The organism is Ramlibacter algicola, assembly GCF_016641735.1.
Lineage (GTDB): Bacteria > Pseudomonadota > Gammaproteobacteria > Burkholderiales > Burkholderiaceae_C > Ramlibacter > Ramlibacter algicola.
In genome coordinates, this window is record NZ_JAEDAO010000001.1 from 1,407,857 (window position 1) to 1,432,258 (window position 24,402).

General features: G+C 69.3%; 19 protein-coding genes. 8 read left to right on the forward strand and 11 right to left on the reverse strand.

Features of this window, described 5'->3' with window-relative positions; genetic code table 11:
• Nucleotides 1-46: 46 nt before the first annotated feature.
• The 7 genes from I8E28_RS06880 to I8E28_RS06910 all read right to left on the reverse strand — a co-directional run bounded on the left by I8E28_RS06880 (nucleotide 47) and on the right by I8E28_RS06910 (nucleotide 8,675).
• Complete coding sequence (locus I8E28_RS06880; RefSeq protein WP_239027197.1) at nucleotides 47-1,369, reverse strand: MFS transporter; 1,323 nt, start codon at nucleotides 1,367-1,369, stop codon at nucleotides 47-49.
• A 4-nt stretch (nucleotides 1,370-1,373) separates the two neighbouring features.
• Nucleotides 1,374-2,381 (reverse strand): ABC transporter ATP-binding protein, encoded by a 1,008-nt coding sequence (locus I8E28_RS06885; RefSeq protein WP_420850207.1) that lies wholly within the window; start codon nucleotides 2,379-2,381, stop codon nucleotides 1,374-1,376.
• Nucleotides 2,366-3,367, reverse strand: a complete 1,002-nt coding sequence (locus I8E28_RS06890; RefSeq protein ID WP_200787252.1) for an oligopeptide/dipeptide ABC transporter ATP-binding protein — start codon at nucleotides 3,365-3,367, stop codon at nucleotides 2,366-2,368. Before I8E28_RS06890 ends, I8E28_RS06885 begins: the two co-directional genes overlap by 16 nt.
• Nucleotide 3,368: 1 nt before the next feature.
• The gene (locus I8E28_RS06895; RefSeq protein WP_200790322.1) at nucleotides 3,369-4,280 is read right to left on the reverse strand and encodes an ABC transporter permease; all 912 of its coding nucleotides are present in this window, start codon (nucleotides 4,278-4,280) and stop codon (nucleotides 3,369-3,371) included.
• 2 nt (nucleotides 4,281-4,282) lie between these two features.
• Nucleotides 4,283-5,206, reverse strand: a complete 924-nt coding sequence (oppB, locus tag I8E28_RS06900; RefSeq protein WP_200787253.1) for an oligopeptide ABC transporter permease OppB — start codon at nucleotides 5,204-5,206, stop codon at nucleotides 4,283-4,285.
• 74 nt (nucleotides 5,207-5,280) lie between these two features.
• Entirely contained in the window at nucleotides 5,281-6,888 is a 1,608-nt protein-coding gene (locus I8E28_RS06905) for a peptide ABC transporter substrate-binding protein (protein ID WP_200787254.1), read from the reverse strand.
• A 14-nt stretch (nucleotides 6,889-6,902) separates the two neighbouring features.
• On the reverse strand, nucleotides 6,903-8,675 hold the full coding sequence (locus I8E28_RS06910; protein WP_338050736.1) for an ABC transporter substrate-binding protein: 1,773 nt from the start codon (nucleotides 8,673-8,675) through the stop codon (nucleotides 6,903-6,905).
• A gap of 171 nt (nucleotides 8,676-8,846) precedes the next feature.
• Between I8E28_RS06910 and I8E28_RS06915 the strand changes: the two genes are divergently transcribed.
• From I8E28_RS06915 to I8E28_RS06925, 3 genes are read left to right on the forward strand one after another with little or no spacing between them, the layout of a single operon-like run.
• Nucleotides 8,847-9,785: an ABC transporter permease gene (locus I8E28_RS06915; RefSeq protein ID WP_200787256.1), complete on the forward strand. Its 939-nt coding sequence runs from the start codon at nucleotides 8,847-8,849 to the stop codon at nucleotides 9,783-9,785.
• Nucleotides 9,782-10,897 carry an ABC transporter permease gene (locus I8E28_RS06920; RefSeq protein ID WP_420850208.1) on the forward strand — a complete coding sequence of 372 codons (1,116 nt, stop codon included), beginning with the start codon at nucleotides 9,782-9,784 and terminating at the stop codon, nucleotides 10,895-10,897. The genes I8E28_RS06915 and I8E28_RS06920 overlap by 4 nt, the downstream gene beginning before the upstream one ends.
• A 4-nt stretch (nucleotides 10,898-10,901) precedes the next feature.
• On the forward strand, nucleotides 10,902-12,581 hold the full coding sequence (locus I8E28_RS06925) for an ABC transporter ATP-binding protein (protein WP_200787257.1): 1,680 nt from the start codon (nucleotides 10,902-10,904) through the stop codon (nucleotides 12,579-12,581).
• Here the strand turns inward: I8E28_RS06925 and I8E28_RS06930 are convergent.
• The 3 genes from I8E28_RS06930 to I8E28_RS06940 are packed head-to-tail and all read right to left on the reverse strand — an operon-like array spanning nucleotide 12,578 to nucleotide 14,440.
• Nucleotides 12,578-13,006, reverse strand: a complete 429-nt coding sequence (locus I8E28_RS06930) for a hypothetical protein (protein WP_200787258.1) — start codon at nucleotides 13,004-13,006, stop codon at nucleotides 12,578-12,580. The genes I8E28_RS06925 and I8E28_RS06930 overlap by 4 nt on opposite strands.
• A 38-nt stretch (nucleotides 13,007-13,044) precedes the next feature.
• Nucleotides 13,045-13,968, reverse strand: a complete 924-nt coding sequence (locus I8E28_RS06935) for an NAD-dependent epimerase/dehydratase family protein (protein ID WP_200787259.1) — start codon at nucleotides 13,966-13,968, stop codon at nucleotides 13,045-13,047.
• A 1-nt stretch (nucleotide 13,969) separates the two neighbouring features.
• Nucleotides 13,970-14,440 carry a thioredoxin family protein gene (locus I8E28_RS06940; RefSeq protein WP_200787260.1) on the reverse strand — a complete coding sequence of 157 codons (471 nt, stop codon included), beginning with the start codon at nucleotides 14,438-14,440 and terminating at the stop codon, nucleotides 13,970-13,972.
• 159 nt (nucleotides 14,441-14,599) lie between these two features.
• Here I8E28_RS06940 and I8E28_RS06945 point away from each other — a divergent pair, with 159 nt between their 5' ends.
• The 5 genes from I8E28_RS06945 (at nucleotide 14,600) to I8E28_RS06965 (ending at nucleotide 21,862) form a co-directional block, all read left to right on the forward strand.
• Nucleotides 14,600-15,943: a TldD/PmbA family protein gene (locus I8E28_RS06945; protein ID WP_200787261.1), complete on the forward strand. Its 1,344-nt coding sequence runs from the start codon at nucleotides 14,600-14,602 to the stop codon at nucleotides 15,941-15,943.
• An 8-nt stretch (nucleotides 15,944-15,951) separates the two neighbouring features.
• Nucleotides 15,952-17,226, forward strand: a complete 1,275-nt coding sequence (locus tag I8E28_RS06950) for a metallopeptidase TldD-related protein (RefSeq protein WP_200787262.1) — start codon at nucleotides 15,952-15,954, stop codon at nucleotides 17,224-17,226.
• A 200-nt stretch (nucleotides 17,227-17,426) separates the two neighbouring features.
• A complete protein-coding gene (locus I8E28_RS06955) occupies nucleotides 17,427-19,469 on the forward strand; it encodes a M3 family metallopeptidase (RefSeq protein ID WP_200787263.1) in 2,043 nt (680 codons plus the stop codon).
• An 8-nt stretch (nucleotides 19,470-19,477) separates the two neighbouring features.
• Entirely contained in the window at nucleotides 19,478-19,999 is a 522-nt protein-coding gene (locus I8E28_RS06960; protein WP_200787264.1) for a GNAT family N-acetyltransferase, read from the forward strand.
• 69 nt (nucleotides 20,000-20,068) lie between these two features.
• Nucleotides 20,069-21,862, forward strand: coding sequence for a DUF885 domain-containing protein (locus I8E28_RS06965; RefSeq protein ID WP_200787265.1), 1,794 nt, complete (start codon nucleotides 20,069-20,071; stop codon nucleotides 21,860-21,862).
• A 454-nt stretch (nucleotides 21,863-22,316) separates the two neighbouring features.
• Here I8E28_RS06965 and I8E28_RS06970 read toward each other — a convergent pair whose 3' ends face one another.
• Nucleotides 22,317-24,314, reverse strand: coding sequence for a dipeptidyl-peptidase 5 (locus I8E28_RS06970; RefSeq protein WP_200787266.1), 1,998 nt, complete (start codon nucleotides 24,312-24,314; stop codon nucleotides 22,317-22,319).
• Nucleotides 24,315-24,402 lie beyond the last annotated feature (88 nt).

The following is a 24,402-nucleotide window of genomic DNA, read 5'->3' on the forward strand; positions in this document are numbered from 1 at the left end:
TCGACGGGCCGGCTCCAGGCGTGGCTATCGCCCGCGCGAGGCGTGTTCAGTGCGCCTGCTGAGGCAGCTGGCGGACGTCACGCAGGTGCGTGAAGACCAGCCCGACGCCCGCGACGGCGAGCGCCGCAAAACCACCGGCTGCGAGCGCGTAGCGCAGGCCGAGGTGCTCGCCCAGCCAGCCGCCGATCAGCGCGCCGAGCGGCGCGGGCAGCAGGATCAGCCAGCGCATGGTGCTGGTCATGCGGCCGAGCAGCGGCTGCGGCGTCACGGATTGCCGCAGCGCGAGGAAGTTGATGAAGATCAGCACCGCGCCCACGCCGAAGCACATGAGCATCAGCACGAAGCTCGCGACGCCCCACCGGTTGGCAGGCGCGAACGCCAGCTGGATCCAGCCGATGCCGGTCATGAAGATCCCGAGCAGCAGGCAGCGGCCCACGCCCAGGCGGGATGACAGGCGATCGCCAAAGAAGCCGGCGCTGATGGTGCCGATGCCCAGCCCGATGTAGCACAGGCCCAGCTGGCCTTCGTCCAGCCCCAGCTCGCGCGTCGCGAACAGCACCTGCATCACCATCGCCATGTGGTTGCACAGCTGCCAGCTACCGACCAGCACCGCCAGGAGTACCAGCAGCTTGTGGCCGGCGACAAACCGCATGCCTTCGACGAGCACGGCGCGGAACGCGCCCTTGACCAGCGCGTGCGGCGACTCCTCGATCTTCAGCCCGCGCAGGATCAGCACGCTGGCCACCAGGAGCACCGCGTCGGCGAGCAGCGCGAACGGCGCCCCCACCATCCGGATCAGCGCGCCGGCCGCGCCGGGCCCCGCCACTTCGGCGATCGAGCCGGCGAGGGCATTCTTCGCGTGCGCCTCCACTAGGCGTTCGCGCGGCACGATCTGCGTCAGCACGATCTGCGCGGCGCTGCCCGCAGTCACGTACACCGACCCGATCAGGAAAGCGACCCCGTACAGGAAGGGCATCGACAGCCAACCGAGTGCCCACGCAGCCGGGATGCTGCCGACAGCGAGCGCGATCATCCCTTCGCCGGCGACGTACACCGGCAGCTTGCGCATGCGATCGAGCCACACGCCCGCGGGCAGCGAGAACAGCACGAAGGGCGCGAGCTCCATCGCACTGAGCCACCCCATCTGGGTCGGCGTCGCATGCAGCAGCACCGCCGCGGCGAGCGGCAAGGCCAGCATCGTGATCTGGCCGCCGAAGGAGCTGATGAGGACCGAGGTCCAGAGGCGCCGGTACAGCGGCTCGCGCAGCAGGTCCCTGGGCGAGAGCCAGGCCGCGGGCGTCCACCAGCGCGGACTCGCCGTGGCCGTCTCGGCCATGTCGGGCGTGTTGGGGTCGAGCGGCGGGGCCAAGCGCTCAGTACAACCAGCAGGCCGCCTGGCTTTCCGCGTCCACCTGGATCAGCGGCGGGACCTCGGCCGCGCAGCGGTCGAACGCCTTCGGGCACCGCGTGCGGAACACGCAGCCGGACGGCGGGTTGATCGGCGACGGGATGTCGCCTTGCAGCAGCTGCACGACCTTGGCGCGCTCGCGGCGCGGGTCGGGAATCGGCACCGCCGATTGCAGCGCCTGCGTGTACGGGTGGCGCGGCTGGCGGTACAGCGCATGCTTGTCCGCCACTTCCATCGTGCGCCCCAGGTACATCACGAGCACGCGGTTGCTGATGTGGCGCACGACGGCGAGGTCGTGGGCGATGAACACCAGCGCCAGCTGCATCTCCTTCTGCAGGTCCTGCAGCAGGTTGATGATCTGGGCCTGGATCGACACGTCGAGCGCGGACACCGGCTCGTCGCACACCACCAGCTTGGGCCGCAGGATCAGGGCCCGCGCGATGCCGATGCGCTGGCACTGGCCACCCGAGAACTCGTGCGGATAGCGGTACATCTGCGCTTCCGACAGCCCGACGCGCGACAGCATGGCCTTCACGCGCGCGAGGACCTCGCCGCGCGACAACTGCGGCTCGTGCGTGCGCAGCGGCTCGCTGACGATCTGCAGCACGTTCATGCGCGGGTCGAGCGACGCCAGCGGGTCCTGGAAGATCATCTGCACGTGCCGGCGCACCTTCTGCCACGCAGCGGGCGACGCGCCGCGCATGGGCTGGCCCATCCACGTGATCTCGCCGGCGTGCACCGGCACCAGGTTCAGCAGCGAGCGCGCGAGCGTCGACTTGCCGCAGCCCGACTCGCCGACGATGCCCAGCGTCTCGCCGGGGTGGACGTCGAGGCTCACGCCGTTGACGGCCTTCAGGGTACGCTGCGGCGACCAGGGCAGCATTCCTTCGCCGCGCACGGGGAAGCGCACGTGCAGGTCGCGCACGGACAGCAGGGGAGTGGCGTCGGTGGCGGCCATCAGTGCGCCTTCCATCCGAGGCTGCGGACGTCGTCCGGGGCGCGATGGCACGCGCGCAGCACGGCCTCGTCGTTCGCGGCCGCAAGCAAGGGCCGTTCCGTCGCGCAGCGCTCCAGCACCATGTCGCAACGCTCGCTGAACGGGCAACCCGCCGGCAGGCGCGCCATGCTGGGCGGCATGCCCGGGATGGCGAGCAGCCGGTCGCCTTCGTGCTCCAGCCGAGGCGCCGCGCCCAGCAGGCCGACGGTGTACGGGTGCGTCGGCTTGTAGAAGATCTGCTCGGCGCTGCCTTGTTCCATCACGCGGCCGCCGTACAGCACCATGACTTCGTCGCACAGGCCGGCGACGACGCCCAGGTCGTGCGTGATCAGGATGATGGCGGTGCCCGACTCGCGCTGCAGGTCGCGCAAAAGCGTCATCGTCTGCGCCTGCACCGTGACGTCGAGCGCCGTCGTCGGTTCGTCGGCGATCAGCAAATCCGGCTGGCACAGCAGCGCCATGGCGATCATGATGCGCTGGCGCATGCCGCCGGAGAACTCGTGCGGGTACATGCGAATCCGGCGCGCCGCGTCGGGAATGCGCACCTGCTCCAGCGTCTGGATCGCGAGCTGCAGCGCGCTCCTGCGCGACAGCCCCTTGTGCAGCTCCAGCACCTCCGTCATCTGGCGCTCGACCGTCAGGTACGGGTTCAGCGACGTCATCGGGTCCTGGAAGATCATCGCGACGCGGTCGCCGCGCACCTGGTTCAGGCGGCGCTCTGGCATCGCGAGCAGGTCCTCGCCCTGGAACATCGCCTGGCCGGATCCGCGCCCGTTGGCGGCCAGCAAGCCCATGAGCGCCAGCATGCTCTGGCTCTTGCCGGAGCCGCTCTCGCCGACGATGCCCAGGGTCTGGCCGCGCTCGAGCGAGAAGGAGATGCCGTTGACGGCCGACACGTCGCCGTCGGGCGTGGCGAAGCGCACGCCGAGGTCGCGCACGTCGAGCAGGGGAGGGGAAGCCATCTCAGCGTTCCTTCGGATCGAGCGCGTCGCGCAGGCCGTCGCCGATGAAGTTGAAGCAGTACAGGGTCAGCGACAGCATGGCACCCGGGAACAGCAGCATCCAGGGCGCGCCTTCCATCACGTTGGTGCCGTCGTGGATCAGCACGCCCCAGCTGGTCATCGGCTCCTGGATGCCCAGGCCCAGGAAGGACAGCACCGACTCCGTGAGGATGACCCCCGGCACGGTGACGGTGGTGTAGATGACGACGATGCCCAGCAGGTTGGGCACGATGTGCGAAGCGATGATGCGGCGCGTCGGCACGCCGGTGGCGCGCGCGGCCTCGACGAATTCGCGGGTGCGCAGCGACAGCGTCTGCCCGCGCACCACGCGTGCCATGTCCATCCACGAGAAAGCGGTGATGGCGAGCACCACCAGGTAGAACTCGCGCCCCAGCAGCGTCACCAGCAGGATGGCGATCAGCAGGTAGGGGATCGCGTACATCATGTCGACGAACCGCATCATGAAGGTGTCGGTGCGGCCGCCGATGAACCCGGCGGTGGCGCCCCAGGCGATGCCGATCGTCACGGACGCCAGCGTGGCCAGGATGCCGACCATCAGCGAGATGCGCCCGCCGACCAGGCAACGCACCAGCAGGTCGCGGCCCGATTCGTCGGTGCCCCACCAGTGCATGTTCTGCCAGGTGGGCGGCAGCTTCATCGCGTCCCAGTCGGTGGTGTCGAAGCCATGCGGCAGCACCAGCGGGCCGACGATGCAGGCCAGCGCGATCACCGCCAGCAGCACGGTCGATATGACGGCGGCGCGGTTGCGCATGAACCGGCGGCGTGCGTCCGACCACGGGCTGCGGCCGCGCACCGCGACGGGCGTCTCGGCCAGCAGGCCGACGACGGCTTCCCGATTGCTTCCGAAGGCCATCATCAGTACCGGATGCGCGGGTCGAGCGCCGCGTAGGCCAGGTCCACCAGCAGGTTCAGCGCGACCGCGATGACCGTGATCAGGACCACCAGGCCGAGCACCAGCGTGTAGTCGCGATTGGCGGCGCCGTTGACGATCAGGCGGCCGATGCCGGGCAGCGAGAACACGGTCTCGGTGACGATGGCGGCGGTGATCGACGAAATGGCCAGCGGGCCGACCAGCGACACCACGGGCAGCAGTGCCGGCTTCAACGCGTGCCGCAGCACCACGACGCGCGTAGGCAGTCCCTTGGCGCGCGCGGTGCGGATGAAGTTGGAGTGCATCACCTCGATCAGGCTGCCGCGCATCACGCGGCCGATGGTGGCGACGTTGATGAACGTGAGCAGCGCGATCGGCATCACCATGTACGCCGGTGACCCGAAGCCGTCCCAGCCGCCGGCGGGCAGCCAGCGCAGCGACAGCGCGAACACGAGGATCAGCACCGGCCCGAGCACGAACGAGGGAACGACGCTGCCGACGTTGGCGATCGCCATCACCGCGTGGTCGGCCAGGCTGTTCTGCCGCAGCGCGGCGGCAATGCCCAGGCCGACGCCGATGACCAGCGACACCAGCATCGCCACGCCGCCGATGGTCAGCGAGACAGGCAGCGCCGCGGCGACCAGGTCATTGACCGACCAGTCGGCGTAGCGGAACGACGCGCCGAGGTCGCCGTGGACCAGGTTGTTCAGGTAGAAGAGGTACTGCTTCCAGGCCGGCTGGTCCAGGTGGTACTTGGCCTGCAGGTTGGCGAGCACCGCCTCGGACACCTTGCGCTCGTCGTCGAACGGCCCTCCCGGCGCCGCGTGCACGAGCACGTAGCAGACCGTGATGACGGCCAGCAGGGTGGGAATGGTCACCAGCAGGCGACGCAGCGTGTAGGACCACATGTCCGGGAGGGCTCGCTCTCAAGAAAACGCCCCGCGGGGTACGCGGGGCGTCGCGACGGGGCGCGGGTGCGCGCTCAGTGCTTGATGATGTACAGGTCCTTGCTGCGGAAGCGATCCTGCGCGTTCAGCAGCGAGTACCCGCCCACGTAGGATTTTACCAGCCGGGGCAGCGAGTACTGCACCAGCGGGATGATCGGGTAGTCATCCATGATCAACTTCGCGGCCTGCGTGAGAAGTTGCTTGCGCTTGGCGGGGTCGGTGCTGCGCTCGCCCTGGACGATCAGCTCCTCGCCCTTCTTGTTGCAGTTGAAGTTGTTGTTCTGGTCCGAATCGCAGCGGATCAGCGCCAGGAAGTTGGTGGCGTCGTTGTAGTCGGCGATGAAGCCGTCGCGCGCCATCTCGAAGGCGCCGTCGTGGCGCTTCTTCACCAGCACCTTGAACTCCATGGCCTCGAGCTCGAGGTTGATGCCCAGCTTGTTCTTCCATTCCGACTGGGCGAAGATGGCCATCTTCTTGTGGTACTCGCTCGTGTTGTACGAGAACGTGTACTTGGTCCCCGGCTTCACGCCGGCTTCGGCCAGCAGCTTCTTGGCTTCCTCGACCTTCCTGGCCATCGGCCACTTGGCCCACTCGTATTCGACGACGTCGGCGCCTTCCATGCCCTTGACGATGATCCCGTAGGCGGGGATCTGGCCGTCGGCCGTGACCTTCTGCGCGAGGATGTCGCGGTCCAGCACCATCGTCAGGGCCTTGCGGACCCGCACGTCCTTGAACACCGGGTTCTGCGTCTGGAAGTCGTAGTAGCGCAGCCCCAGCATCGGCGCGTTGCGCACCTCCTTGGGGTACTTCTTCTTCATGTCCTCGTAGGTGCCGGGCGGCAGCTGGTACACGAACTCGTTCTGGCCGGCTTCGTACAGCTTGACGTCCGCGTTGCCGTCCTCGACGCCCAGGTACGTGACGCGCGTGAGCTGCACGTTCTTGGCGTCCCAGTACTGCGGGTTCTTCTCCAGCACCACGCTGCGGTTGACGACCCAGTCGCGCAGCACGTACGCGCCGTTGCTGACCATGTTGCCCGGCTTGGTCCAGTCCTTGCCGAACTTCTCGACCGACGCCTTGTGCACCGGGCCGAGGTTGTTGTTGGACACCAGCTGCGGCAGGAAAGCGACCGGGAACGGCGTCTTGATCTCCACCGTGAACTTGTCGACCGCGCGCACGCCGGCTTCGGCCGGCGGCTTCTTGCCCATCGCGACTTCCTTGCCATGGAGCAGGAACACGCCATAGGTGGCCGCGTACTTGGACGCGGTCTTCGGGTCCAGGAAGCGGCGGATACCGTAGACCACGTCCTCGGCGGTCACCGGGTCGCCGTTGGACCACTTGGCGTTCTGGCGCAGCTTGAAGGTCCAGGTGGTCGGGTCGACCTGCTTCCAGCTCTCGGCCACGCCGGGCACGACCTTGCCGTCGCCGTCCACCGCGGTGAGCGCTTCGAACAGGTCACGGGTGATGTTGTTGGCGCCGACCGTCTCGGCGATCGCGGGGTCCAGCGACTCCGGCTCGGAGCCGTTGTTGCGGATCAGGGTCTGCGTCGGGTGCAGCGTGACGCCGGCGGGCACGACGGCGGCGAACGCGGACGAAGCGAGCAGGGAGGCGAGGGCGCACGCACGCGCCACGGAAGTCAGTGTCATGGGGAGATGCTTCGTCATTGGTGGGGCGCCTTGCTCATGTCGACGTCGATGTACTGCCAGAACTCACGCGCGAACGGGTGGCGCATGTAGCCGGTCATCCAGGGTTGCCACAGGTCGGTGCCGATGCGGTGCACGCGCGGCTTGTACGGCATGTAGGCGGCCAGGATGCGGTTCATGTCCTTGATGACGGCGTCGCGCTCGGGGCCGTCGGGCATGACCAGCTGCTTCTGGTACAGCTCGTCGAACCTGTCGTTCTTGAAGCGCGAGTGGTTCTGCTGGCCGACGGACTTGCCGTACATGTACTCCAGCAGGCCGCCGGAGTTGGGCGAGCTGCCCGACACGCCGAAGCCCCACATCTGCAGCTTGCCGGCACGCGAAGCCTTCAGCTGCTCGGGCCACTGGCCCAGGCGCAGCACCAGCTTGACGCCGACCGAGTCGAGGTTCTTCTTCATCACCTCGTCCAGCTCGCGGTAGTCCGCGCGGCCGAGGGTGTCCAGGTACAGCACCAGCGGCGAGCCGTCCGGCATGTCGCGCCAGCCGTCGCCGTCCTTGTCGACGTAGCCGAACATGTCCAGCAGCGCGATCGACCGCGCCTTGTCGAACGTGCCCAGTTCCGTGTGGAACTTCGGGTCGTAGCTGGGCGTGTTGGGCATGATGAAGCTCTGGGCCACGATGGCCTGGCCGCGGCGCGGCAGCCGCACCTCCTCGGCCGTGTCCAGCGCGAGGCCGATCGCCCGGCGCAGCGCCACCTTCTCCGGCGTGTAGCCGCCCACCGTGGGGTCGTCCATCCGGAAATAGAACATCGTGATGTCCGTCAGCGGGGACTGGGCCATCTGGATGCCGCGCTTGGCGAGGTTGGGCGCGAGCTTGTTGTTCGGGATCGCCTGCGTGACGAAGTTCTGCGGCAGGCGTTCCATGAAGTCGTGCTCGTTGTTCAGGAACGCGAGCCAGCGCGGTTGCGGCTCGTCGATCACGTTCACGATCACCTTGTCGACCATGGGCAGGCGCTTGCCCTTCATCTGGGCGTAGATCGCCTGCGCGCGCTGGTCGTTGGGCGCGGGCTCGGCTTCGTAGTGCACCTCGCGGTAGCGCGGGTTGCGCACGAACACCATCTGCGACGACCGGCGCCAGCTCTGGAGCATGAACGGGCCGGTGCCCACCGGGTGCTCCATGGTCTTGTCGGCGTACTTCTCGATCACCTCGCGCGCGACGACGCCGCCGTAGGTGGGATCGGCCAGCGTGTTGATGAAGCGCGGGCGCGGCTCCTTCAGCTTGATCTGCACCGTGTAGCGGTCCAGCGCACGCAGGCCTTCCACCTCGGTGTCGTAGTCGAACTTCGCGCCCGTTTCGGCCTTCTTGCGCAACGCCTCCAGGCCGAGGATGCCCTCCTCGTTGAACGAGCTGTAGTTGGGGCTCTTGTTGACCGGGTCGAAGAAGCGCTTGAGCGAGTAGACGTAGTCCTGCGCGGTCACCTCGCGCGGCTTGCCGCCGAAGGCGGCGTCATCGGCGAACAGCACGCCGTTCTTCAGGCGAAAGGTCCAGGTGCGGAAGTCAGACGACACCTCGGGCATCGCCTCGGCCAGGTTGGGCCGGATCTTCACCGGCCGCGCGAGGTAGTCGTACTGGTACGGCGCCTCGAAGATGTTGGCCAGCGCGATGGCCGAGTACAGGTCGCTGATCTGGGCCGGGTCGAAGCCGGTCTCGGCGATAGGGTAGGCGTAGCGGAAAACTTTTTCCGCCGGGGCGGCGGCGGGCTGGGCATGGGCCGTGTGGGCTGCCCCCAGCACCAGGAGCAGGCTTGTGGCCAGCGCCCGGACCTTAGGGTTTAGGCTGAGTAACATCTGATCAGTTCAGGACAACCCGCAAGCATAATGCGCGCCCAGGCGGCCGCCATGAGCGGTAATCCCTAAGTTAGAGCCTGGCGCCATCCGCCCGGCCATCCGAGGCCTCCGATCCCGATGCTCTCCTTCATCCTCAGGCGGGTCCTGCAGATGATCCCGACCCTGGCCGGCGTCATCCTGCTCGTCTTCTTCCTGTTCAAGTACTTCGGCGGCGACCCGGCCGAAATCCTGGGCGGCCTGCAAGCGTCCACCGCGCAGATCGAATCCATCCGCCGCCAGCTGGGCCTGGACAAGCCGGTCGTCGAACAGCTGTGGATTTTCGTCAAGCAGGTCCTGACCCTCGACTGGGGCCAGAGCTGGGCGACCAAGGAAGCGATCAACAACATCTTCTCGTCGCGCCTGCCGGCGACGCTGACGATCATGGTGCCGATCCTGATCCTCGAGGTCGGGCTCGCCATCGTGTGCGGCATGGCCGTGGCGTACGTCCGCGGCAGCCTGACCGACCGCGCCGTGATGATGATCACGACCATCGCGCTGTCCATCAGCTTCCTGGTCTACGTGATCGTCGGGCAGTACCTGTTCGCATTCCGCCTTGGCTGGTTCCCCGTGCAGGGCTGGACGCCCAACACGCTGACCAACCTGGCCGTGTACGCGCCCCTGCCCGTGCTGCTGGCGGTGCTGGTGAGCCTGGCGCCCAACACGCGCCTGTACCGCAGCTTCTTCCTCGACGAGATCGGCCACGACTACGTGCGCACCGCGCGCGCCAAGGGCGTGCCCGAGCGCACGATCCTGTTCAAGCACGTGCTGCGCAATGCGATGATCCCGATCCTCACGAACGTGGCGACGCAGCTGCCGGGGGTGTTCATCGGCTCCTTCCTCATCGAGGTGTTCTTCTCCGTGCCGGGCCTGGGCCGCGAGGTGTTCCTCGCGGTGGGTCGCAGCGACTACCCCGTGATCCAGGCGGTCACGATCTACCTGGCCGTGCTCACGATGGTCATCAACCTCATCACGGACGTGCTGTACAAGTTCGTCGACCCGCGGGTGGTCCTCAAATGAGCGCCGTGCCCACCATCGCCGGCGCGCAGGTCGCGCCCCAGGGCCTTGAAGGCCTGCCGATCCCCGATCCGCTGGTCACGCAGATGCCGCGTTCGCCCGGCGTCTGGTCGCAGGCCTGGGCCCGCCTGCGCCGCGACCGGGTCGGCATGGTCTCGCTGGTCGTCGTCGCGCTGTTCTTCGTGCTCGTGCTGCTGGCGCAGTTCGGCGTCGTCGCCGGCAACTGGCAGAAGGAAGTGGGCGTGCCATTCGCGCCGCCCACGCTCGTCGGCGCCGACGAGAAGCAGGCCGACGTCGAGAAGGCCGAGGTGGTGCCCAACGTCGACATCTCCGACATCGACCCGCTCGCCAAGTACTACGACGAGTGGGCCCGCCGCGCCTCGTCGATCAAGACCGAGGTCGACGTCAAGCGCGACACGCTGCCCTTCGGCGGCGACCGCATCGGCCGCGACGTGCTGGACAAGGCGATCAAGGGCGCGCAGGTCTCCATCCTGGTCGGCCTGCTGGCCGCGGTGTTCGCCACCGTGATCGGCACCTTCCTCGGCGCACTGGCCGGCTACTTCGGCGGCTGGGTCGACGACGCGCTCGAGTGGGTCTACAACGTCTTCACGTCGGTGCCGTACATCCTGCTGATCTTCGCGCTGGCCGCGGTGTTCAAGTCGGGGCCGATGGCCAAGGTGTTCGAAGGGGGCATCGTGCCCGTCATCATCATCCTGGGCGTGGTCGGCTGGACCGGCATCTACCGCCTGGTGCGCGCCGAGTACATGAAGCACCGCAGCCGCGAGTACGTGCGCGCCGCCGAAGCCATCGGCGCCGGCAACCTGTCGCGGATGTTCGGCCACATCCTGCCGAACGTCAGCCACGTCGTGCTGGTGCAGCTGTCGCTGCACGTCGTGTCCTTCATCAAGGCCGAGGTGATCCTGTCCTTCCTGGGCCTGGGCGTGCCGATCGACATGGTCAGCTGGGGCACGATGCTCAACGAAGCCCAGACCGAGCTGGTGCTGGGCAAGTGGTGGCAGCTCGTGGCCGCCACCGCGTTCATGGCGACCTTCGTCACCGCCTTCGCGCTGCTCACCGATGCACTGCGCGACGCCCTCGATCCCAAGCTGCGCTGAAGCCATGACCTCCCTCATCGAAGTGCGCGACCTGAAGGTCGGTTTCCGCCTGGGCGACCAGGTGCACGAGGCCGTGCGCGGCGTCTCGTTCGACATCCCCGCCAACACCACTGTCGCCCTCGTGGGCGAATCGGGCAGCGGCAAGAGCGTCAGCGCGATGAGCATCGTGCGGCTGCTGCCGGACAACGCCGTCGTCGATCCCGCCAGCCGCATCTCCTTCGAAGGCCGCGACCTGGCCAAGGAATCGCCGGAGGCGATGCGCCGGCTGCGCGGCAAGGAGATCTCTGTCGTGTTCCAGGAGCCCATGAGCTCCCTGAACCCGGTGATGACGGTGGGCGAACAGATCGCCGAGGCGATCCTGATGCACCTGCCGGTCAGCGCGCGCGAAGCACGTGATCGCGCGCTCGAACTGCTCAACGAAGTCGGCATCCCCGAGCCGCGTGCGCGGCTGGACGCCTACCCGCACGAGCTGTCGGGCGGCCAGCAACAGCGCGTGATGATCGCCATCGCGATCGCCTGCGAGCCCAAGCTGCTGATCGCCGACGAACCCACCACCGCGCTGGACGTCACCGTGCAGCGCCAGGTCGTGGACCTGCTGGCGGGGCTGCAGGAGCGCCATCGCATGAGCATGCTGTTCATCAGCCACGACCTGGCCCTGGTGGGCGAGGTCGCCAGGCAGGTGATCGTCATGCGCCACGGCGTCGTGCGCGAGGCCGGCGATGCGCAGCAGCTGTTCCACGCCCCGGAGGACGCGTACACACGCGCGCTGCTGGCCTGCCGCCCGCGGCTGGACACGCGGCCGCTGCGCCTGCCCGTCATCGACGACATCGTCAACAACCGCCCGCTCGTCACCGAGCAGCGCGTGTCGCCGCCGCCGTCGGGCGAGCCGCTGGTGCGCGTGGAAGGCCTGCGCAAGGCCTACCAGCTGAAGGAAGGCTTGTTCAAGCGCAAGGTGATCGACGCCGTGCGCGGCGCCGACTTCGATCTGCACAAGGGCCGCACGCTGGGCGTGGTCGGCGAGTCCGGCTCGGGCAAGACCACCATCGGCATGATGCTCACCCGCCTGACGCAAGCCACCGGCGGCCGCATCCTGTTCGAAGGCCAGGACCTGGCGACGCTGGCCGGCTCGGCGCTGCAGCCGTACCGCCGCCGCATCCAGATCATTTTCCAGAACCCGTACGCGAGCCTGAACCCGCGTTTCACCATCGGCCAGGTCCTGATGGAGCCGATGCGCATCCACGGCATCGGCGCCGACGACAACGACCGCGCGCGCCTGGCGCTCGGCTGGCTGGAGAAGGTGGGCCTGCCGGCCGCGGCGTTCGGCAAGTACCCGCACGAGTTTTCCGGCGGCCAGCGCCAGCGCATCGCCATCGCTCGCTGCCTGACCATGCAGCCGGAAATCATCGTGTGCGACGAGAGCGTCAGCGCGCTGGACGTCAGCGTGCAGGCCACGGTGCTCAACCTGCTGCTGGACCTGCAGCAGGAGTTCGGCCTCACGTACGTCTTCATCAGCCACGACCTGGCGGTGGTGAAGTACATGGCGGACGACATCCTGGTGATGAACAAGGGAGAGATCGTCGAGCGCGGGAGCGCCGAGCAGATCTACGCCGACCCGCAGCACCCGTACACCAAGCAGCTGCTGGCCGCCATCCCGCGCGGCATCCAGCACGCAGCCGCCGCTTAACGAATCTCCAGCGTGACCGTGGTCGCGTCGCGGCCGCCGTGCTGCGCGAACGCGGTCAGCACCACGGTCGCCGGCAGCACGATCGCATTCGGCGCGACGGCCGTCGTCACGCGAATCCGGTTCGAACTGACGAGCGTCGTGGTGATCGACAAGCCGCCGACCACCACGGTGCTGCCTGCCGGCACCGGCGCGTTGCCGTTGACCGCCACCGTCCAGGACGCGGGCTCGTCGGCGTCGAACTCGATCGATTGGCCCGGCTGGATCGCAGCCGTGAGCTGTCCGGGGGCGACCCGGTCGACGTGGAAGCCGTTGCCGAAGCCGTTGATGTCCAGGAAGAACCCCGGGCTGCTCACCACCACGCTGCCGCCGCCGCAGCCGGCCAGCAGCAGGGCGAGGAGGGCGGGCGAGGCTCGGCGGGCGCGCATGGCCCCGTTGTGCCACGCGCGCGTCGCTGGAGGTGTGATCAGTTGTGACCTGCCGCGCGCACCCAGGCCAGGGTGTCGACGACGGTCTCATGCAGCGGCCGGCACTGCAGGCCGGCGGCGTAGGCCACCTTCGTGTCCATCGACGCGAAGCCGTAGGTCTCGCCGCCGTGCCACAGCGGGAACTCCTGGCCGCTGGCGCGGGCCTGCTCCGGCGTGATCCAGTCGATCGTCGTCCCGGCGGGCGCAACGGCCCCGGCGATGCCTTCCAGCATGTCGCCGAAGCTGAACGGGCCGCGCTGCGCGGCGACGTTGAACGGGCCTTGCAGGCGGCGTTCGGCTGCATCGACGATGAAGGCGCCCAGGTCGCGGGCGTCGACGTGCTGGATCGCCGCATCGCGTGGGCCCGGCGCCGTCACGCGCCCGCCCGCCGCCAGCCGCCGCACCCACTCCGGGAACCGCTGCGTGTAGTCGCCGGGGCCGACGATGTACGTGGGCCGCAGCAGCGCGCAGCTGGCAAAGCGCGCCTGTGCGGCGCGTTCGCTCAGCACCTTCAGCGGGCCGTAGTTGTCGCCGTCGATCGGCACCGTGTCCAGCGTCGCCGGGTCCAGTGCGTCCGTGGTCGCGAGACGTGCCGATTCATCCGGACCGGCCGGCACGTCCAGGGCGTAGACCGAGCCCGAGGAGATGAAGGTGTAGTGGCCCGCGCGGCGGTCGAGCGCGTCGGCCAGCTGGTGGACCTCGCCCGGACGGAAGCCGCAGGTGTCGACCACCGCGTCCCACTCGCCGCGCGCCAGCAGCTGCAGGTCCGAGTGCCGGTCGCCGAGGATCTCGCGCGCGCCGGCCAGGCCCTCGGGCTTGGACTTGCCGCGGTGGAACACGTCGACCTGGTGGCCGCGCTCCAGCGCGATGCGCACCGCCGCCAGGCCGGAAAAGCGCGTGCCGCCGACGAACAACAGCCGCATCTCAGGCCGCGCGCCGGTACTTGCGCAGGAAGGCGAGCATCTTCTGTTCGTCGTAGTCCTTGCCGGCCTCCAGCTCGCTGGTGTCCTGCGAGTGCAGCAGCTTGCCCTGCTCGTCCAGCACGAACAGGTGCGGGTAGCCCTTGATCTTGGGCCACTGCCCCAGGAGCGCCTCGTTGCGGTTCTGCGGCGACCAGTTCACCTTCACCCACACGTAGTGGTCCTCGACCACCTTCTTCACGTCGGGATGCGACGAGACGAACTTGTCGAGGATGTGGCACCAGATGCACCACTCGCCGCCGACGTCGACCAGCACGCGCTTCTTCTGCGCGCGCGCCATGTCGATGGCGGTGCGCACGTCAGCCGCGGCGTCGCGGGACGGATCGAACTTCGCGGGGAGCGCAGCCGGCGCTTGCGCCGAAGCCGCGAAGGGCAGGGCCGTCGCAGCGGCGAGGAGAAGGCGTCGTTGCAGCATGGGGTGATCTTAAGGGGGTGCCGTCATTCCCGCGAAGGCGGGAATCCATCGCTTCCTTCTTCATCCGATTCGAAATGGGAAGCGATGGGTCCCCGCCTTCGCGGGGACGACGGAACCTGCTGTAATCCCTCCGCGGCCCACCCGGCCCAGGAGCTTCGCATGACGTACGTCGAAACGCGCCGCCACGAGCTGCGCAAACGGGCGCTGCTGATGATCGACGGCAGCCTCACCACCAACCAGCAGTCCAGCGAAGGCGGTGCCTGCGTGCGCGTGCAGCAGGGCGGCTACTGGGGCTTCGCCTCGGCGACCGGCGCGTCCGACGCGCAGGCGATCGAGCGCCTGAAGGACCGCGCGCTGCGCAATGCGCAGGCGATGGCGGCGTTCGGGCCGAAAGAGGCCGCCGGCCTGCCCGGCGGCACTTACAAGGGACGCCATGCGTTCCAGGGCCGCCCCGCGATCGGCCAGAAGGAACTGGTCGAGCGCCTGCAGGCGATCACCGACTGGTGCCGCAGCCGCTACCCGGACCTCAAGTCGGTCCGCGTGCGGGCGGAGGACGAGCACCACGACAAGCACGTCACCAACAGCCTCGGCTCCGACGCCTCGCAGGCCATCCAGCGCGGCATGGTGTCGATCGCCTTCACCATCGACGGCGCCGACGGGACGCCGGTCGAACTGGTGGAAGGCGACAGCTGCAAGGGCAGCCTGGCGGACCTCGACCTCGGGCCTGCCGCCTGGGAGGCCCGCCTCGACGCGTTGCATGGCCACCTGCAGGCCAAGCGCGAGGCGGTGCATGCGCGTGGCGGCTTGAAGACCGTCGTCCTCGGGCCGGCGCTCGCGGGCATCCTGGCGCACGAGGCCATGGGCCACCCGTGCGAGGCCGACATCGTGCTGGGCGGCGCGATCACGGGCGACCTGGTCGGCAAATCCATCGCCAGCGAGCTGGTGAGCATGGTCGACATCGCGCACACGTTCCGCGGCGAGGAGGCGATGGTGCCGGTGTACGTGGACGACGAAGGCGCGCCCGGGCAGGACGCGGTGCTGATCGACCGCGGCGTGCTGCGCGGCTTCATGAGCAGCCGCGAGACCGCGGCCCAGCTCGGCATCCCGGTGACCGGCAGCGCGCGCGCGTACGCGCCGGCCGACGAGCCGCTCGTGCGCATGCGCAACACCGTCATCCTTCCCGGCAACGACAAGCTGGACGACATGATCGCCGGCGTCGACGACGGCTACTACCTGCTGCGCACCAGCAACGGCCAGGCCGACACGACCACGGAGTTCATGTTCGGCGTCACGCTCGGCTACGAGATCAAGGGCGGCAAGCTGGGGCGGGCCATCCGCGACACCACGCTGTCCGGGTCGGCCATCAAGGTGCTGCAGGCGGTGGACGCGGTGTCGTCCGAGGTGCAGTGGGAAGCGCGCGGCTACTGCGGCAAGAAGCAGGTGATGGTCGTGTCGATGGGTGGTCCGGCGCTGCGTACGCGCGCGCAGCTGGGAGGCGAATGATGGGCACGATGCAATTGCAGGCACAGGCCGAAGCCGCGCTCGCCGCGCTGCGCGCGGCGGGGTTCGAGCACGCGCAGGCGACCGCGTCGCAGGCGGTGCAAATGGAGCTGAACGCCATCGACAACGAGCCGAGCCTGCTGCGCTCGGTGGAAGCCGGGACGCTGTCGTTGGCCGGCATCGTCGACGGCCGCATGGCGCGCACGCGCGTCACCAGTCCCGACGCCGCAGGCTTGCAGCAGTGCGCACGCCAGCTGTTCCAGGACGCGATGGGCGCACCGCAGGACGCTGCGCATGCGCTGTCGTCGGGCCAACGTGCGCGCGTCACGCAAGGCCCGCAGGAGGCCGACCCGTCGCAGCTCACCGGCGCGCTGTCCACGCTGCTGAAGTTCCGCGCGGAGGCGACGCCCACCATGCACCTGGAAAGCGCCATCGCGTCGCACGAGCGCCGTGACTTCCACCTGCTGACCACGGGCGGCAGCGACGTCGCGGGGCAGGTCGGCTTCTACACCGTGATGGCGATGGGCAGCGCGCGTGAAGGCCAGCGCAGCAGTTCGTTCAACTACACGGCCGGCCACACGCACGACCTCGGCGGCGTGCTTGACCAGTTCGGCCTCACGGCGATGCTGCGCGACACCACGCGCCAGGTCGACGCGAACCCGCTGGGCGAAAAGTTCGTCGGCGACGTCGTGCTGGCGCCCAACGCGGTGCAGGACCTGGTCGGCTGGCTGCTCGGGCAACTCACCGACGCATCGCTGGTCGCCGGCACGTCCCTGTACCGCGACAGCGCCGGGCAGCCGATCGCTTCGCCGCACTTCAACCTGGACCTCACCGGCGACATGCCCGGCGTCGTCGGCGTGTCGAGCGACGGCTTCGTGGCGCCCTCGCGCGCGGTCGTGCGCGACGGCGTGCTGCAGGCGCTGCTGCCCACGCTGTACGGCAGCCGCAAGACGGGCGTGGCGCACGTGCCGACGCCGGCCGAAGGCGGCTGGGACGTGCGCGCGGGCACCACGGCGCTGGCCGACCTGGTCGGTGGCGTGCAGCGCGGCGCGCTGGTCGGCCGCCTGTCGATGGGCCGCCCCGCAGCCAACGGCGACTTCTCCGGCGTCATCAAGAACAGCTTCCGCCTGCAGGGGGGCGAGGTGGGCGGTGCGCTGTCGGAGACGATGATCAGCGGCAACGTCGCAACCATGCTGCGCGACATCATCGGCGCCAGCCGCGAGCGCCAGGCGGGTACCGGCATGCAGTTGCCGTGGCTGCGCGTCGCCAATTTGCACTTCAGCTAGTCCGCCATCCCGCCTCCGTCGTCCCCGCGGAGGCGGGGACCCATCTCTTTCACTTGGTCCAGACGGAAGCGATGGATTCCCGCCTTCGGGGAATGACGGCAGCGCGCGCGGGGACGACAAGGCGTGCCGTCCTAAAATGCCCCTCACCCGCGCCCACCTCCGCGCACCCCAGCCGCCACCCGCGGCGCCACCCTCCCGCCATGACGACCACCCAGCCCAACCCGCTGCTGCAGCCCTGGGACGCCCCCTTCCAGCTGCCGCCCTTCGACCGCACCTCCCCCGACCATTTCGCTCCCGCGCTGCGCGAAGCCATGGCGCAGCACCTCGCCGAGATCGACGCGATCGCCGCCGATCCGCAGCCGCCCACCTTCGACAACACGCTGGCCGCGCTGGACCGCAGCGGCAAGCTGCTGCGCCGCGTGGTCGGCATGTTCGGCAACCTGTGCTCGTCGCACAGCAGCGAAGCGCTGCGCGCCGTCGAACGCGAGATGGCCGTGCCGCTCGCCGCGCACGAGAACGCGGTGACGATGCACGCGGGCCTGTTCCGCCGCATCGACGCGCTGCACGAACGCCGGCGGCAGCTGGGCCTCGATCCGGAGCAGCTGCGCCTGCTCGAGCGCATGCACCTGGGCTTCGTGCGTTCCGGTGCCCGGCTCGACGCCGCCAGCCAGTCGCGCCATGCCGCCATCACCGAGCGGCTGGCCGCGATGAGCACCGCCTTCGGCCAGAACGTGCTGCATGAAGAGACCGCATGGCACCTGCCGCTGTCCGGGGACGACGTCGAGGGCCTGCCTGAATTCGTGCTGGCAGCCGCTGCCGGTGCCGCAGCGGAACGCGGCCTGCCGGGCCACGTCATCACGCTCTCGCGCTCGCTGATCGTGCCGTTCCTCACCTTCTCGCGCCGGCGCGACCTGCGTGAAAAAGCGTGGCGCGCGTGGACCAGCCGCGGCGAGCACGCCGGCGAGCACGACAACCGCCCGCTGATCGGCCAGATCGTCCAGCTGCGCCACGAGCTCGCGCAGCTGCACGGCTACGCCACTTACGCCGACTACGCGCTGGTGGATCGCATGGCCGGCAAGCCCGCGGCGGTCGATGAATTGCTGGACAACGTCTACGGCCGCGCGCTGAAGGCGCTGTCGGGCGAGCGCGAGGCGATCGACGCCCTGCGCCGCGACGCAGGCGACTCTGGCGAACTGCAACCCTGGGACTGGCGCTTCTGGGCCGAGCAGGTGCGCCAGCGCCAGTACGCGGTCGACGACGCCGAGGTCAAGCCGTATTTCCCGCTCGACGCGATGGTGCAGTCTGCGTTCGACTGCGCGCAGCGCCTGTTCGGCATCCGCTTCGTCGCGCGTCCCGAGCTGAAGCTGTACCACCCCGACGTCAAGGCGTACGAGGTGATCGACGCGGCCGGCGCCCCGGTGGGCCTGTTCCTGCACGACAACTTCGCGCGGCCGGGCAAGCGCAGCGGCGCCTGGATGAACGGCTTCCACTGGCAGGCCCGCAACGGCGGCACGGTGCGGCCGGTGATCATCAACAACAACAACTTCGCCAAGGGCGAGCCGACGCTGCTGTCGTTCGATGACGTACGGACGCTGTTCCACGAGTTCGGCCACGGCCTGCATGGCCTGCTGTCGGACGTCACGTACCGCGAGCTGTCCGGCACGCGCGTGCTGCGCGACTTCGTCGAGCTGCCCTCCCAGCTGTTCGAGCACTGGGCCGAGGAGCGCGAGGTGCTGCAACGTCACGCGCGCCACGTCGCCACCGGCGAGCCGATCCCGGAAGCGCTGGTCACGCGCATCCAGCACGCGCAGCGCTTCGGCCAGGGGTACGAGACCGTGCGCTACTGCGCCAGCGCCATCGTCGACATGGCGGTGCACACGCATCCGGATCCGGCGTCGGTGCAGGACTGGGTGGCGTTCGAGGCGCAGGTGCTGCGCGACCGCGGCCTGCCCCCAGCCGCCGGCCTGAACCACCGCCTGCCGCACTTCCAGCACCTGTTCTCCGGCGGCTATGCCGCGGGCTACTACGTGTACCTGTGGGCCGAGGTGCTCGATGCCGACGCCTACGACGCCTTCGTGGAAGCGGGCAACCCGTTCGATGCCGACGTGGCCGCGCGCCTGAAGCGCTGCATCTACGGCTCGGGCAACACGATGGAGCCGGGCCGTGCGTACGAGGCGTTCCGCGGCCGCGGGCCGCGCATCGAGCCGCTGCTTGCGCAGAAGGGTTTGCTCCAACCCGCATGACATCGACGATGAACGACAAGCTGGCACCGCGCGTGGTCGAAACCGAACGGCTGGTGCTGCGGCAGTTTTCGCCCGCCGACCACGCGGACTACTCGCGTTTCTGCGCCGACCCGGACGTCATGCGCTACGTCGGTACGGGGCAAGCCAACCCGCCGGAGATCACGTGGCGCAGCATGGCCGGCATGCTGGGGCACTGGGCGATGCGCGGCTACGGCATCTGGGCGGTGCAGTTGCGCGATGGTCCGCTGGTGGGCCATACCGGCTTCATCGACGTGCCCGGCTGGCCGGGCTTCGAGCTCGCGTGGTTGCTGGGGCGCGAGCACTGGGGCCAGGGCTATGCGCGCGAAGCCGCGACGGCCGCCTTGCGTGTGGCGCACGACGCACTGCAGCGCGATCGCGTCATCAGCATGATCCGCCCGCCGAACGCGCCGTCGATCAAGCTGGCGAAAGCGATGGGCGCCGTCCAGGAAGGCGAGGTCGAGATGCTCGGCGCCCCGGCCCTGTTGTTCGTGCATCCGCGGCATCAATAGCCGCGCTGCTTTTCATTGGACCTGCGGCCCGGGGTCCGGGAAGATCGCGGGCTTCACCGATCGGACACCATGACCCTCGACCGCCGCAGCTTCCATCGCTTCCTCGCCGCTTCCGCCGGCCTTGCCGCCGTGCCGGCGGTGCTCGCGAAGCCACGCCCGTCCGCGGCCACGGAACTCGCCACCCTGGCCGACCGCTACGACGCGGCGCGCTGGGCGCTGTTCCCGATGGACGCGACCGAGAACACCGGCGACCCGGCGTACGAAGGCAAGTTCGAGATCGAGATCGCGCCGGAGCACCGCAAGCGGCAGGAGCGCCTGTACCGCACGACGCTCGCGCAGCTGAAGCGCATCGATCCGGCGTCGCTGTCCGCCAGTGACCGCATCACCTGGGACCTGCTGCACCACGAGGCCACCGACAAGCTCGCGCTGCTGGCCTATCCGTGGTGGCTGATGCCGGTCGGCATCGCCGACAGCGTGCCCGTGCGCCTGGCGCAGTGGGCCAGCGGCAATGCATCGCAGCCGCTGAAGACCGCCGCCAACTACCGTCATTTCCTCAAGCGGCTGCAGGCGCTGCCCGCGTGGATCGCGCAGGCGATGCGCAACATGGACGAAGGCATCGCGCGCGGCATCGTGCTGCCGCGTGCGCTGGTCGAACGCGTGCTGCCGCAGCTGGAGATGCTGGACAAGGCCGATCCGCTGGCCAGCCCCTACCTCGAAGGCCTGAAGAAGTTTCCCGATGGCGTTCCGCAGGCCGACCGCGCCGGGATCGAGGCCGCGTACCGCGACACGGTGAAGACGGCGATCGCGCCGGCGGTGCATCGGCTGCGGGTCTACATGACCGAGCGCTACCTGCCGGCCGCGCGCAGCACCGCCGGCATCGGCGCGTTCGACGGTGGCCGCGACTGGTACCGGCTGCAGGTCCGCTCGTTCACGACGACGTCGATGGACCCGGTGCAGATCCACGAGCTGGGCCTGAAGGAAGTCGCGCGCATCCGCGGCGAGATGCTGGCCGTGCGCGACAAGCTGGGCTTCCAGGGCTCGCTCGAGCAGTTCCTGCTGCACGTGCGCGAGGACCCGGCGCTCAAGCCGTTTCGCACCGAGGACCAGGTGCTGCAGGCGTACGCCGCGATCAACGAGAAGGTGAAGGCCAAGCTGCCGGGCCTGTTCGAGCGGGCGCCGAAGGCCGCGCTGGCGATCAAGGCCATCGAGCCGATCCGCCGCGAAACCGCGTCGGACCAGTACTCGCCGCCCGCGGCCGACGGCTCGCGACCCGGCATCTTCTACACGGTGATCACCAACCCGGCGGAGTCCAGCACGCCGTCGATGACCGCGCTGTTCCTGCACGAAGGCCAGCCGGGCCACCACTACCAGATGGCCCTGCAACAGGAGCTGACCTCGTTGCCGCGCCTGCGCCGCAACGCCTGGTACGACGCGTTCGGCGAAGGCTGGGCTCTGTACGCCGAGGGCCTGGGCCGCGACATGGGCCTGTACGAGGACCCGATCACGTGGCTGGGCCGCCTGTCGATGGAACTGCACCGTGCCGTGCGCCTCGTGGTCGACACGGGCCTGCACGACAAGGGCTGGTCGCGCGAGCAGACCATGAAGTACATGCAGGACGTCGAGGGGCGCACCGAAGACTCCGCCCGCCGCGCGACCGAGCGCTACATGGCCTGGCCGGGCCAGGCGCTGGCGTACAAGATCGGCGAGCTGAAGCTGCTCGAACTGCGCGAGCGTGCGCGGCAGGCGCTCGGCGCGAAGTTCGACATCCGCAAGTTCCACACGCAAGTGCTCAGCGAGGGCGCGATGCCGCTGTCGCTGTTGCAGGCAAGGATCGAGCGCTGGATCGAGACGCAGCGCGGCTGATCCCGTCATTCCCGCGAAGGCGGGAATCCATCGCTTCCGCATTCTTCACGAGGTCGATGGAAGCGATGGGTCCCCGCCTCCGCGGGGACGACGGGCCTGCGCGGGCCCTCGTCATTCCCGCGAAGGCGGGAATCCACCGCTCCCGGCCCCCAGCTGCGGCCGATAGGCCGCGCCAATGTTCCCCATCGCCTGGGCCCCATTGAGCATCGAGCGGCAGGTGCGTACAGTGACTTCATGTCCCGCACTGTCCGCCTCCTGGCCGGGTCCGCGATCAACCTTGCGGGCCTTGCTGTCCTCGTTGCCGAGCTGCTCTGAGCCGTAGGCGCGTTCGCGCTGACGCGCCCCGCTGGAGTTCTCGACACAGAGGACGCGGACGAGGGACAGAAGCCACGGAAAGGACAAAGGACAGGTCCTTGTCTCTTCTGCGCCAGCGCGAAGCGCGCCAGCAAGCGCGTCAGTGCGCCTGCATGTGCTTCCCGAGGAACCCCAGCACCTGCTCGTACCACGCGACGACGTTGCGCGGCTTCAGGATCCAGTGGTTCTCGTCGGGGAAGATCGCCAGTTCGCTCTCCACCCCGTGGTACTGCAGCGCCTCGAACAGGTTCAGGCCTTCGCCCACCGGGCAGCGGTAGTCCTTCTCGCCGTGCAGGATCAGCACCGGCGTCTTCCAGTTCGCGATGTGGCGGATCGGGGCGTAGCGGTCGTACGCATCTGGCTGCGCGTACGGGTTCTCGCCGCCCATCTCCAGGTACCACCACGCCGGGTGGTCGGTGGTGCCGGTGAAGTTGGCCATCGTCACGATGCTGGCGTGCGTGATGAGGCAGCGGAAGCGTTGCGTCTGCGTGCCGATCCAGTTGGTCATGTAGCCGCCGAAGCTGCCGCCCATGGCCATGATGCGCGTCGGGTCCACGTCGGCTCGCTTCTCCAATGCGTCGGTCACCGCCATCAGGTCGCGGTAGCACTGGCCACCCCACACGTTGCCCCAGATGCCCTGGATGAACTGCTGGCCGAAGCCGGTCGAGCCGCGCGGGTTCGGCTGCACGACGGTGTAGCCCTGCGCCACGGCCAGCAGCGAGTTCCAGCGCCAGTGCCAGCCATCGCCGCTCATGCCGATCGGGCCGCCGTGGATCCACAGCAGCACGGGCGAGGGCGCGGCGGCGTTCTTCGGCCGCGTGATCCAGCTCTGGATCGGCGTGCCGTCGTCCGACAAGGTCGTGATGCTCTCCGTCTCGGCCCACGCCGTCGCGGGCTCGAAGCCGGACAGCCGTGCGAGCGGGCGCGGCGCGCTGTCGGGGCGGCCGTCGTGCACGTGGCATTCGGGCGCGTCCAGCAGCGTCGATCGGCTGCACGCGAAGCCGCCCTGCGGCAGCGCGACGACGCCCGAGTGCGCGCCGGCGCCGGCGGTGAGGCGCTGCACGTCGCCGGACGCGACGTCCACCGCGAACACCGGCAGCACGCCCGCGTCGTCTGCGGTCACGAACAGCTGGCGGCCATCCGCCGACCAGTCCCAGGGCATCGGCCAGCGGTCCCAGGCGCGCGCGAGTTCGCGCGTGGCGCCGTTCTCGTCGGCGACGACCAGCACCGGCCGCACGACGTCGCGTGCCGAGCGCGTCGAGCGCACGAACGCCAGCTGGCGGCCGTCGGGCGAGAAGTGCGGCATCTCGCTGTTGCTGCACGGCGCCTGCGGCAGCACGATGCGCTGGCGCGTCTGCAGGTCCAGCAGGACCATCGTGTAGTCGTCCTCGCGGTCGGTGCCGGCCGTGCGCCAGGTGAACGCCGCGCGGCGGCCGTCGGCCGTGATGGCGAACGCGGGATCGATGTCCAGCTCGCCGGCCGCTTCGGGCGTGAGGTCCACGCGGTCCTGGCCGCCGGCCGTCATCAGCAGCAGGTGCGTGCTGGCTCGATCGGTGTCCTGGTGCAGCCAGTGGTCCCAGTGGCGCACCGGCTGGCGCTTGAACGTGCGCAGGCTCGGTCCCTTCTTGGCGCGCTCGGCGGCCGTCTCGCGCTGCTTGCCGTGCTCGACGTCCGGCAGCACCGGCGCCAGCGCCAGCAGGCGGTCGGCCTTGGCGGCGAAGCGGAACTCCTCGATGCCCAGCGGCTCGTCGGTCAGCTGCACCGGCTCGCCACCGGTGGTCGGCAGCAGCCAGACCTGCATGCGCTTGTCGGCGTCCTCGTCGGGCTTGACGTCGGTCGGTTGGCGGTTCGACAGGAAGCCGAGCGCGCCGTCGTGGCGGAAGCAGGGCGCCGCGTCGTTGCACTCGCCGCGGGTCAGCTGCATGGGCTCGCCGCCGTCGGTGGGCACCTTCCACAGGTCGGCCACGTACTTCACCCCGTCGCGGTCGAGCCGCTGCACGGCGACCGCCAGCCAGCGGCCGTCGGGCGAGGCAGCCATGGCGCCGACGCGGCGCAGGCGGATGTGGTCTTCGACTGTGAAGGTGGGCGTGGCGGTCATGGACTCTCCAGGGAAGCCGGCATTGTGTCGCAGCGGCGCAGCAGGCCATGCGGCACCTTGGGCCGGCAGGCGCTTGCCGCCGGCTGCC